We start from the raw sequence: 12113 nt of genomic DNA, 5'->3' as shown, positions 1-12113 counted from the left end.
ACCGGAGTTCCCATGCAACGCCTGCTTCTTGTTTCCAGCATGCTGCTCGCGCTGTCTGCGTGCAGCGACAAACCTGCGCCCGCTCCCGAGAAAGCGGCAGCACCTGCACCGGCGGCAGCAGCGCCCGCAGCGCCGCCTGCGTTAATCACCCGCGATGCGCTGTTCGGCAATCCCGAGCGGGCCAATGTCAGCATCAGTCCGGACGGCAAGTACCTCAGCTGGGTGGCGCCGCTGGAGGGTGTGCTCAATGTCTGGGTGGCGCCGGTGGATGCGCCCGACCAGGCGCGTGCGATCACCAAGGACACCGCACGCGGCATTCGCAATTACTTCTGGACCTATCAACCCAATACCTTGCTGTATCTGCGCGACAACGGCGGCGATGAAGATTTCCACCTGTTTTCGGTCAATTTGGCTGACGGCAGCAGCAAGGATCTCACTCCGTTCAAGAAGACCAATGCCGAGGTGTATCGGGTCAGCGCACAACATCCCGAATCGATCATGGTCGGCATGAACGACCGCGATGCCAAGTGGCACGACCTGTACCGCGTGGACCTTGCCTCCGGCAAGCGCACGCTGGTGCAGAAGAACACCGACAGCCTGGATGCGTACCTGCTCGATGGCGACTACCAGCTGCGCTACGCCACGCGCGCGACAGACGATGCCGGCAGGGAGTTGCTGGTGCCCGATGGCAACCGCTGGAAGAGCGTGGACCGCATCCCGTTCGAGGACGTCACCAATACCGCGCCGGAGGGCCTGACCGAGGATGGCAAGACGCTGTACATGCAGGATTCGCGCAACCGCGACACCGCAGCGCTGTATGCCATCGACACGGCCAGCAACACACGCACGCTGCTGTTCGAAAACCCGCGCGCCGACGTCGGCGCCACCTTGAACGACCCCAAGACCGGGGCGGTGCAGGCGGTGTCCACCGACTACCTGCGCGAAGAATGGAAGCCGCTGGACAACGGCATTGCCGCGGATCTGCAGAAACTCAAATCCCTTGGCGGCGGCGATGCCAGCGTGGCCGCGCGCACGCTCGACGACCGCATCTGGATCGTGGGCTATTCCGCGGCAGAAACCCCGCTCACGTACTACCGCTACGATCGCGCCGATGGCGGCAAGCTGACCAAACTGTTCTCCGCACGACCCGCGCTGGAGGGCAAGCCACTGGTGCCGATGTGGCCACAGGAGCTGACCGCACGCGACGGCCTCAAACTGATCAGCTACCTCACCCTGCCGGCCGAAGCCGATGCCAACCACGACGGCAAGGCCGACAAGCCGGTGCCGTTGGTGCTGTTCGTGCACGGCGGCCCGTGGGCGCGCGACAGCTACGGCTACGGGCCGTACGAGCAATGGTTGGCCAACCGCGGCTATGCGGTGTTGTCGGTGAACTTCCGTGGCTCCACCGGCTTCGGCAAGGCATTCACCAACGCCGGCAATGGCGAGTGGGCCGGCAAGATGCACGAGGACCTGCTCGACGCGGTGCAATGGGCGGTCAAGCAAGGCGTCACCAAACCGGACGAGGTCGCCATCATGGGGGGCAGCTACGGCGGCTATGCCACGCTGGTCGGCATGACGTTTACCCCGGACGCCTTCAAATGCGGCGTGGATATCGTGGGCCCGGCCAATCTCAACACCTTGCTCGGCACCGTGCCGCCGTATTGGGCCAGCTTCTACAAGCAGCTGACCCGGCGCATGGGCGACCCCGCCACCGAAGCCGGCAAGCAGTGGCTGACCGACCGTTCTCCGCTGACCCATGTCGACAAGATCAGCAAGCCGCTGTTGATCGGCCAGGGCGCCAACGACCCGCGCGTCAAGCAGGCCGAAAGCGACCAGATCGTCAACGCAATGAAGGCCAAGAACATTCCGGTCACCTACGTGCTGTTCCCCGACGAAGGCCACGGCTTCCGCCGCCCGGAAAACAGCAAGGCCTTCAACGCCGTGACCGAAAGCTTCCTGAGCCAGTGCCTGGGCGGCCGCGTGCAACCGATCGGTGCAGATCTGGAAGGCTCCAGCATCACCGTCCCGGAAGGCGCCGACAAGATCAACGGCCTGAGCGAGGCCTTGAAGACGCATACGCAGGCGATTCGGAAGTAAGCCTGCGCGGGACTTGCTTTAGCCGGGACACGAAAGCCGACGGCACTCTGCCGTCGGCCTTCGCAGGTGCTACGCAACACCGGAGCGCGGCTCGGATTGTCAGTAAGCGGCGCCAGATACCGGCGGGTAAACCGGGTGTATCAAGGGCAGCTACCAATACGTCAACAGCACACGCTCGGACATAGCGAGAAAGCGAGCAAACTGACCTCACGCGATTGTCCGATACGTCTCAAGTCGCTGCGGACCAAATCGCGCCCGTAGGATCCAGCTCTGCCGTCACCATGGTCGTGGCGCGCCAGCCAAAGCCGCATACGGCGAGAACGCCTTGCGAAGTCGGGTCCAACCCAAGCGCGCGCTCAAGATGTTTTTCGTTCACCGCACCGGTGATAAACGCCCCCAAACCGAGGTCGGTTGCCGCCAGATACAGCGTCTGCGACAAGTGCCCGGCTTCCAACGCAACCACGCGATACCCTTTGGCATGCTGCCTGTATTTCCAGAAGGTTCGATCAAAGCGCGGCACCAAGGCAACCAGTACATGCGCGTCTGCGAACCAGTGTTGCTGTCCTACAGCCTGCATGACGAAGTCATCGGAGCACTCAAGACCTGACATACGCTCTAAGGCGTGACTATCTGCACGATAGTGGTAGACGCCAGATTCCAGATCTTGGACGTTCCTCACCAAAATGTATGCCTCGATAGGATGCAAGCCACCACCGGAAGGCACATTCTTTTTAAGAAAAACCAGGTCGTCGCCCACCTTTACCTTGGCATGAGCAGCGAACACCCGCTGCAACATGTGGGCGAACGTCGGTAGAGGAACGGGTCTGCTCTGATCGAAATTACGACAAGTGACACGCCGTCCCAGCAGGTCATCGAAATCGTTTGCGACCATGGGCGGCAGGCCGATGAGTGTTCGACGGTCATTTGCCGGCAACACTTCCGGGGGCGCAGGCCCCAAGACACGCCGCATTGCCACCGCTGTATCGGTGCCAGAATCCCGGGTGTTCTTGACCGCATCTACCCCATCCCATCGCGTAAATGCGTGCAGCACCGCGGCAAGCGGATGCCAGTGCGAGGCCCTCAGACGCGAATCGGCTTGAGCAAACCTGCTGCCTTGCGTTTGTTCCTCCAGCACCAGGCCCTGCGCGATCAAGCCGTCAAGCGCTTCACTCTCGTATGGCAAGCGGGTCGTCCAGTGCGAGGGACTAAGCTCACCCAGCAACGCCCGCTGAGCTTCTGACACGGCCACCGGGGCATCGAGATGCGGCGCGAGCGCAAACCACTGCATCGAATGGTCCAGCCCATTGCCGCCTCGTAGAAGACTGTCCAATGTGTAAGACACGGTCTCACGTGGCTCCAGCACGACAATTGCGCAACGCTTGACCAGCATCATCTTCTCCAGCGATCTGAGGTACACCGTGTGCAGATATTTCTGCTCCAGGGATAACGCCCCGCCGCTGCCTAACTTGAGCCAATGCCTGATACCGCTCAAGCCAGCCCCGTTAGAGCCGCTATGTGTTACTTCATCCCACTGAAGTGCCAGCGATGCCAATGCTGAAGCTTGAACCTGCTGTTGCAAGCAACCTGATCGATCTACTATCTACCGATGATGCCTTTCGTGCATTATTCGTCTCAGACACATTAGAGGCACTACGACAGGTTGGGCACATCGCCGCACCTGGCGACGACATCGAGGCATTCGTTCGCGATTGCGCATGCAATATCCAGTTGGCAGATAAGGATGTAATCGCAGGTGCGCGTGAGCAGATCAACACCATGCTGACGTCTGGGACCTCACACATCGTCCCTCAGCTGGATGCCGGTTACAACGGCGATAGGACGCTCAAATAAAGAACAGCTTTTTGGCACGCTGCAGGTTCACCCCTGCGTCTCTGCTATCCACGAATCTTCTGCTGTTCTAAGATCCACCAGATTGAGCGGCTGCAGACAGTATCCGCATTCGATCTCCGCGTAAGCCAAACCTCGATGCTGGCGGATCCAGTCGTGTTGAATCCGCGCATCTGCGTTACGCTGTCCAAGTTGGGCAGCGCGCATTGCGGTTGCCCTTGTCTGAAATCGCGACATCGAATCCAGATAGGGACTGAGCATGCGGAATGCATCGTCTGGCCGCTGCTCGGCTAATAGAATTTCCGCATCGACAACCGCACCCAGTTCCACCACCAAGCGGTTGGCGTAGGCCAGTGGCGCCACCTTGACCTGCTGCCGGACCCTAGCGGCACCTTGGGTATCGCCGGCGCGGGCCATGATGAGCGCGGCAGCCAATGCGGTGGACAGGTTGTCGATCCTATCGATTGGGACATCTGCGCCTAAATCCCGCAATGCCAACCTTGCCCCCTCTTCGGCGACCTCCGCGGCTTTTGGTCGCTGCCCGGAGGCAAGCAACGCAGTTGCTAGCGGGACGTAATAGTTGATCCGATCAGTTCCTCTCCTGTTCAATCCTGCGCTCAGTCCGACTTGGGCATGCGCGACCGCCGCGTGCAGATCCCCTTCATCAAGAGCGATAGTGGTTCGCGTGATGTCGGCATGGAAATTCGTCTTGTCGACTCGAGCAAGCGCATCGCGTGCGCCCGAGTAGTCACGCTTCGCAGCCGCGACAGCAGCCTGACGCAGCAGCGCGCCATTCCATCCTGATCCGACCGCCTTTCTCACTGCCTGATCGGCTTGGTCGTATTGACCAAGAGCCAGCAAGATACGCCCATACATATCGAGCGATACGCTGGAAAGATCGTACTTCCCCTGCGCCGAAGCACGCGCGTACGGCAGAGCGTCAGCGAACCGATTAGCGACGAACAAGTCCATCGCTGCGTTCGCTTGGGCAGGTGCATAGTCGGGATACAACTCCGCCATCTGTATCCAGGAATCGGCCGCCTGCGCTGGATCGAGAATCTGCACGCCCCAGCTTTTTACGTAAAGCGCCTCGCGCGGGGGGAGCCTGGACTTGAATTGCTCAGCAACTCTGAGCGTTTCGGTCGCCTTCTTGTAATCGACATTGGCAAAATGGGCGCGCACTTGACCAAGCCAGGCCAGCGCAAAGTGCGGATCGATATCGACTGCTTTCTGGAAGAAATCCAAAGCAGCACCGTATTTCCCTTCCGAGTATCGTTGTTGTCCTAGTGCATAAGCGCGCAACGCATCGAGACTAGATGTGGTGACATCCGGCAAGGCAGGACTGTTTTGTCGAATACTGTCACGGTTTTCGCCGAGCTGCGTCCTCAGTTCGCCCGTCACTGTATCAACAGCAGAAAGAATCGACGGATTTGAGCCGAATGCGGTACTTACAGCAACAGTCTGCTGAGTTTTCGGGTCGACCACTTCCACGACGAAACGTGTGCGCCCCCCAACGTAACCCACGGAAGGAAGTAACACCGCTCTCGCACCGGTGCGTAATGCGACATCCGACGCGTTCTTGCGGTCCAGCGGATCTTTGGTGGGATCTTTGCGCATCAGTGCTAACAGTTTCAGTGTTCTGTCTTCACTGAGAACGTTGACGTATCGCGACTGCTCCAGGCTGATCCGAAATGCCTGATCGAGTGCTCCGTCCAGCATCACGTCATTGGTGAGGTTGCGGACCGTCCCGACAACCACCCAGTCGCGTTCTGCAAACGCGAGCGCTGGTTGCGGCCGTGCAAAGAGCCAGATTGCGAAACCAATCCCCAGCACCACCCCCACCTCAGCCACCAACGCGGCCGGCCTGCGCCACAGCGGCACATCGCGCCAGGCTTTTGCCGAGTTCTTCGGCATGCGCAGGGGAGTCAGGCCGACTTCGCCGACTTCGTAGATCTCCATCGCGGTGGGCATGCCTTTGAAGCGCCAGCGCCCGTGCGATTTCCACAATAACCGGTCGGCCCGGTTGCCGAGTTCGCGTGCGGCGCGATGGGTCAACGACTCGGCTACCGCCGAGAGCAAGATCTGCCCCGGCCGTGCCATCGACATCAGGCGTGCGGCGGTGGGCTTGGCCAGCCCTTCGACTTCCAGCGGCTTGGCGCCGATGCTGATCGCTTCGTCGCTATTGCGCCAGGTCAGCACTTCGCCCACATGCAGGCCCTGACGTGCGCAGAGCGTGAGCGCATGCGCATCGCCCATCGTCTTGAGCCCGCGCGCGTAATCCAGCGCGAAACCCAGGCCATCGATGGGGCGGTCGAACAGCAGCAGCAGCCCGTCGGAACGATCGATCAGGCGGCCGCGCCAGTGCTGCTGCAGCTTGACCACCAGGCGGTCGTGCTCGCGGAACAAGGCGGCTGCGGCGTTGTCGCCGATACGTTCGACCAGCGCGGTCGAATCGCAGAGATCGGTCAACAGCAAGGTGCGCAGCCGCGGCGCCTGGATCGCTTCCGACGACGCGTCCTTGCGTGCGTGGGTACGGCTGCTCATCGCTCAGCGGTGACCGGTGGCAGGCGGTTGATCCAGGGCCAGCGTCTCCTGCATGCACAGCACATTGCCGCCCTGCCGCTTGGCCTCGTACAAGGCGCTGTCGGCGAGCGTGTACCAGTCGTTCCAGGCCGCGTCCGCGTCGATCATGCACGAGCCTACGCTGACCGAGCAGCCTTGTTCGCCCTGGCCGTTGCACAGCCGCGCTTCCACCGCGCGCACGATGCATTCGCCGATGTGGTGCACCAGCTCGCTGGTGCCTTGCGCGACGAGCACGCAGAATTCGTCGCCGCCGAGACGGCAGGCCAGGTCGCCTTCGGCGATCACCGAACGCAGGGCATGGGCCACGTTCTGCAGCACGCGGTCGCCTGCCAGGTGACCGAACTCGTCGTTGATGCGCTTGAAACGGTCGCAGTCGATCAGGATCAGGCCCACACCCGGCATGTGGCCGGCCCGCCGGCATTCCTGCAGATGCAACGCCAGCCCGCGCCGGTTGTGCAGGCCGGTGAGCTCGTCGGTCCGGCTCAGTTCTTCGGTGTGGTTGAGCTGGTGCGAGGTGACGTAGAGGTTGTCCAGCGCCGCTTCCAGATCGTGGTTGCGGCGGCGCAGCTGGCGGATCAGCAATTGTTCGTTGTTGACCACCCGCACGATGGAGCGGCGCAGGAAGTGCGCCACCATCGAGGGGTCCTGGTCGACCAGACGCTGGAAATCCTCGTGTGCCAGCTCGATCAGACGGCTGTCGGTGGAGGCGCTGGCGCCGGCGCTGCGCGCGTGATCGCCGATCAGCAGGCCGAGCTCGCCGAAGAATTCTCCCGGGCCCAGATGCTTGAGCATCAGGTCCTCGCCGAAATCCAGGTCGATCTGGCCGCTGACAACGATGTACATCTGCGTGCCCACCGCACCGCGCTCGAACAGCGACTGGCCCGCGGACACCTCACGCGAACGGCCGAAACGGGCGAAAAACGCCAGTTCCTCGGCAGTCATCAGCGCATGCAGCCCATCGGGGACCGTTTTGGCAACGTTCCCTGTCGGCTCGAGTGCGCCTGCGGTGTTGTGGCACGTCATCGGTTTTCCCTTAGGCCAGCCTGCACCATTAGCCCATGGACAAATCCTACAGGACCCCCTTGTTCAGCACCAGATCACACTATTTCTCACCAAGAAAGAGACGAATTGACGGGTATCGGACGTAAAAAAAGGGCTCGGTTCTCCGAGCCCTTCCCCCTCCCAGGGTGGCGCAATGTGGCGCCGGTTGAATCTGCCTTGGTCGGCTATTGCTGTAGCAACAGCTGCATCAACTCAGCGCCAGGTGTCGCTGCACTGCATTGCCTCATGTACAGCCGCTGCCGTTGCGGTGCCGCCAGCCATCAGGCCGCCTTGTCGCTATGGAATTGCGCTTCTTCGGTGGAGCCACGCAAGGCGGTGGTGGACGATTGCCCCTGCTGGATCGCCTGCGTCACTGCATCGAAATAGCCGGTGCCTACTTCGCGCTGGTGCTTGACTGCGGTAAATCCCCTCTCCGCCGCCTCGAACTCGGCCTGCTGCAATTCGACGAACGCACTCATCTGCCGGCGCGCATAGCCGTGCGCCAGATGGAACATGCCGTAGTTCAAGGCGTGGAAGCCAGCCAGGGTGATGAACTGGAACTTGTAGCCATAGCTCGCCAGTTCGGTCTGGAATTTGGCGATGGTGGCATCGTCCAGATTCTTCTTCCAATTGAAACTCGGCGAGCAGTTGTAGGCCAGCAATTTGCCGGGGAACCTGGCATGGATGGCCTGCGCAAACGCACGCGCAAATTCCAGGTCCGGCTTGCCGGTTTCGCACCAGATCAGGTCGGCGTACGGGGCATAGGCCAAGCCGCGGCTGATCGCCTGGTCCAGGCCATTGCGGGTCTTGAAGAAGCCTTCGACCGTGCGCTGCCCGGTGGTGAACGGTTGGTCGTTGGCATCCACGTCGCTGGTGATCAGGTCGGCGGCTTCGGCGTCGGTGCGCGCAATCAGTACCGTCGGCACGCCCAGCACATCGGCGGCCAGGCGCGCGGCATTCAATTTTTCGATCGCCTCACGCGTGGGCACCAGCACCTTGCCGCCCATGTGGCCGCACTTCTTGACCGAGGCCAGTTGGTCTTCGAAATGCACGCCAGCCGCGCCGGCTTCGATCATCGCCTTCATCAGTTCGAAGGCGTTGAGCACGCCACCGAAGCCGGCTTCGGCGTCGGCCACGATCGGCTGCAGGAAGTCGATGGCATCGTTGCCTTCGGCGTGATGCAACTGGTCGGCGCGCAGCAAGGTGTTGTTGATGCGCTTGACCACCGCCGGCACCGAATCGGCCGGGTACAGCGATTGGTCCGGATACATCTGCCCGGCCAGATTGGCGTCGGCGGCAACCTGCCAGCCGCTCAGGTAAATCGCCTTCAAGCCGGCCTTGACCTGCTGCATGGCCTGGTTGCCGGTCAATGCGCCCAGCGCATTGACGAACGGCGTGGCATGCAATGAGGCCCACAATTTTTCCGCGCCCAACCGCGCCAGCGAATGCTCGACATGCACGGTGCCGCGCAGGCGCACCACATCGGCAGCGCTGTAATTGCGGGTGATGCCGCTCCAGCGCGGGTTGTTGGCCCAGTCCTGCTGCAGTTGTTCGGCGCTTTGCAGTGTAGTGCTCATCTTGCGTTCTCCTGAGAGGTACGACGGATGGAACGAGGAAGAATGGTGGGCATGCGGCATGGCAAGGCCGTCGTTGCGCGCGTGTGCGCAACGGGCGTTGGAATGCGTTGAAGTGGAAACTGCGCGACGCCGGTGGCAGGCGTCGCCGCAGGGTGAAATCAATCGATCAGGCGGTACGCCGGTACGGTAAGGAAGTCCGCCAGTTCGTCGGCGCGGCTCAACTCTTCGAGCAAGGCGATCGCTTCATCGATCCGTGCAGCGCCGGGCAGCGCGGTGGCGGTTCCCAGCCGTGCAGGCAGTGCGCGCAAGGTGGCCTGCAGCAGGTGTTGATCGATGGCGGTGCCATCGTCCAGGTGCTGGCCGTGATGCAACCATTGCCACAGCTGCGCGCGGCTGATTTCGGCCGTGGCGGCGTCTTCCATCAGGTGGTGGATCGGCACGCAGCCATTGCCGTCCAGCCAGGCCGCCAGATAGCGCACGCACACTTCGACATTGCCTTCGAACCCGGCGCGGGTGACATTGCCCGGCGAGGGCGCGATCAACATGTCGCGCGTCACCTGCACGTCATTGCGCACTACATGCTGCTGATGCGCGGTGGGCATGTGTTCGTCGAACAGTTTCATCGCCACCGGAATCAGCGCCGGATGCGCCACCCAGGTGCCATCGTGGCCGGCGGTCACTTCGCGCAACTTGTCGGCACGCACGCGGGCCATGGCCTGTTCGTTGGCGGCTTCATCGTGGTTGATCGGAATCTGCGCGGCCATACCGCCCATCGCATGCGCACCGCGGCGGTGGCAGGTCTTGATCAGCAGCTCCGAATAGGCCTTCAAAAATGGCTGGGTCATGGTGACCTGGCCGCGTTCGGGCAGCACGCGGTCGCGGTGCGCCCGAAAGGTTTTCAGGTAGGAAAAGATATAGTCCCAACGCCCGCAGTTCAGGCCCACGATGCGCTCGCGCAGCGCATGGAGAATTTCGTCCATCTCGAACACCGCCGGCAGCGTTTCGATCAGCACGGTGACCTTGATCTGCCCATGCGGCAGGCCCAGCATCGCTTCGATATGCGCCAGCGCGGTGTCCCACAGTGCGGCTTCTTCCATGCTCTGCAGCTTGGGCAGGTACAGGTACGGGCCGCGGTCCTTGGCCAGCAACGCACGGCCATTGTGGAAGGCAAACAGCGCCGCATCGAACAGGCCGCCGGCCAACGGCTGGCCGTCGATCAACACGTGCTTTTCGTCCAGGTGCCAGCCGCGCGGGCGCACGATCAGCACTGCACGTTCGGCCTCCGGGCGCAGGGCGTAGTGCTTGCCGTTGGGCGCATCGAAGCTGAGGTCACCGCGCACCGCCGCAGCCAGGGTGCGCTGGCCGGCCAGCAGGTTGCGCCAGGTCGGCGCGGTGGAATCTTCGAAGTCGGCCATGAACACCTTGGCGCCGGAGTTCAGCGCATTGATGACCATCTTCGGGTCGGTCGGGCCGGTGATTTCGACACGGCGGTCCTGCAGTGCCGCCGGCAGGGGAGCCACACGCCAATCGCCGGCACGGATGGCCTGGGTATCGGTACGGAAGTCCGGCAGCTGACCGGCATCGAAAGCGGCCTGGCGCTGGCGCCGCTGGGCCAGACGCTGCTGGCGGCCGGGCTCGATCGCCCGGTGCAGCGAAACCAGCAGGGCCAGCGCGGCGGCCGGCAGCAGCTCTGCCTGGCCGGCGATCTGGGTGGTCAGCGCAATGCCGGGCGTGGCGTGGTCGGTGGGACGGGGAGCAAACGCGGTGGCAGCCATGTGGGGGTCCTTGTGCATCCGGACCTGCACCGTGCGCCCGATACAATTATTTGACAAAGCAGTTTTATCAATGCTGTAAATAAGCTCGACTTATATTAGACCAGCGCAACGCACGCTCATGGCGCCAACCCCGCGATTTTCCTACAAATCTGATCGCCTCAAGCCGCTGCGCGCATTCTGCCAGACAGTGCGGCTGGGCCCTGTCTCACGGGCCGCTGAGGCGCTCTATGTCAGCCAGCCGGCCGTGACCCTGCAGCTGCAGGCACTGGAGCGTGATCTGGGCGTGCCGTTGTTCGAACGCTCCGGTCGACGCATGGCACCCAGCCGCGAAGGCCAGTTGCTGTACGACATGGCGCAACCGCTGGTGGAAAGCCTGGATGGGCTGGAAGCGAGCTTTCGCGAAAAGGTGCGCGGGCTGGATGCCGGCGAGCTCAATATCGCCGCCAACAGTTCCACCATCCTGTACCTGCTGCCGCGCATCGTGGCCAACTTCCGCGCGCGCCACCCGGACGTGCGGCTGACCCTGCACAACGCCATCAGCGCCGATGGCACCGACCTGCTGCGCGAAGATGAAGTGGATCTGGCGGTTGGCTCGATGCTGGATGTGCCGGCCGACCTCAACTACGCGCCGGTCTACCGTTTCGAGCAATTGCTGATCACCCCGCCCGATCATCCATTGGCCGGCAAGGCCGAGGTCTCGCTGCAGGATCTGTCGCCATATCCATTGATCCTGCCGCCGCGCCGGCAGGTGACCTACCGCCTGGTCGATCTGGTCTTTCAGCAGGCGCGCGTGCCCTACACCGTGGCACTGGAGGTGGGCGGCTGGGAGGTGATCAAGCAATACGTGGCGATGGGCATGGGTATTTCCATCGTCACCGCGATCTGCCTCACCGATGCCGACCGCGACAAGCTGGCCACGCGCTCGCTGAAGGATTTTTTCCCGACCCGCAGCTACGGCGTGGTGGTGCGCAAGGGCAAGTATCTGTCGCCGCAAGCACGCGCGTTTATCGAGCTGATTCAGCCGGATCTGTTCACGCCGCGTGGCTATGACGAGAGCGGCGATTCGGAGCGTTGAGTCGTTCGCGATGGCCCGGCGTCATCGTCTGGCATCGCGGCCATGCGAGCACGCGTCGCGCCATCCATCACGCACATCCGCCGGAAGATGCTGGATCAAGCGCGCCAAACGTGTGTG

The 12113-nt window shown here is 62.4% G+C and carries 8 protein-coding genes; 3 read left to right on the top strand and 5 right to left on the bottom strand.

The annotated features are described in order from the left end of the window. Nucleotides 1–12: 12 nt before the first annotated feature. Nucleotides 13–2097, top strand: coding sequence for a S9 family peptidase (locus HLH45_RS05990; protein ID WP_008572258.1), 2085 nt, complete (start codon nt 13–15; stop codon nt 2095–2097). Between the two features lie 229 nt (nt 2098–2326). Here HLH45_RS05990 and HLH45_RS05985 read toward each other — a convergent pair whose 3' ends face one another. After that, on the bottom strand, nt 2327–3487 hold the full coding sequence (locus tag HLH45_RS05985) for a putative peptide maturation dehydrogenase (RefSeq protein WP_033478644.1): 1161 nt from the start codon (nt 3485–3487) through the stop codon (nt 2327–2329). A 161-nt stretch (nt 3488–3648) separates the two neighbouring features. Here HLH45_RS05985 and HLH45_RS05980 point away from each other — a divergent pair, with 161 nt between their 5' ends. Then, nucleotides 3649–3948, top strand: a complete 300-nt coding sequence (locus tag HLH45_RS05980) for an NHLP-related RiPP peptide (RefSeq protein ID WP_008572251.1) — start codon at nt 3649–3651, stop codon at nt 3946–3948. A gap of 27 nt (nt 3949–3975) precedes the next feature. On the opposite strand, the gene HLH45_RS05975 is transcribed toward HLH45_RS05980, so the two are convergent. The 4 genes from HLH45_RS05975 to aceB all read right to left on the bottom strand — a co-directional run bounded on the left by HLH45_RS05975 (nt 3976) and on the right by aceB (nt 10921). Then, nucleotides 3976–6489 (bottom strand): putative peptide modification system cyclase, encoded by a 2514-nt coding sequence (locus HLH45_RS05975; RefSeq protein ID WP_008572250.1) that lies wholly within the window; start codon nt 6487–6489, stop codon nt 3976–3978. A 3-nt stretch (nt 6490–6492) separates the two neighbouring features. Next, on the bottom strand, nt 6493–7551 hold the full coding sequence (locus HLH45_RS05970) for a GGDEF domain-containing protein (RefSeq protein WP_008572249.1): 1059 nt from the start codon (nt 7549–7551) through the stop codon (nt 6493–6495). Nucleotides 7552–7850: 299 nt separating this feature from the next. Further along, nucleotides 7851–9146 carry an isocitrate lyase gene (gene aceA, locus HLH45_RS05965; RefSeq protein ID WP_008572248.1) on the bottom strand — a complete coding sequence of 432 codons (1296 nt, stop codon included), beginning with the start codon at nt 9144–9146 and terminating at the stop codon, nt 7851–7853. Between the two features lie 158 nt (nt 9147–9304). Further along, the gene (aceB, locus tag HLH45_RS05960) at nt 9305–10921 is read right to left on the bottom strand and encodes a malate synthase A (RefSeq protein ID WP_008572247.1); all 1617 of its coding nucleotides are present in this window, start codon (nt 10919–10921) and stop codon (nt 9305–9307) included. Between the two features lie 118 nt (nt 10922–11039). On the opposite strand from aceB, the gene HLH45_RS05955 reads away from it, so the two are divergent. After that, the gene (locus tag HLH45_RS05955) at nt 11040–11996 is read left to right on the top strand and encodes a LysR family transcriptional regulator (protein ID WP_081397845.1); all 957 of its coding nucleotides are present in this window, start codon (nt 11040–11042) and stop codon (nt 11994–11996) included. Nucleotides 11997–12113 lie beyond the last annotated feature (117 nt).

Origin of the sequence: Xanthomonas euvesicatoria (genome assembly GCF_013112235.1) — a bacterium.
GTDB lineage: Bacteria > Pseudomonadota > Gammaproteobacteria > Xanthomonadales > Xanthomonadaceae > Xanthomonas > Xanthomonas euvesicatoria.
The sequence above is the reverse complement of the archived record's forward strand: the minus strand, read 5'-3'. Positions and strand labels throughout refer to the sequence as shown.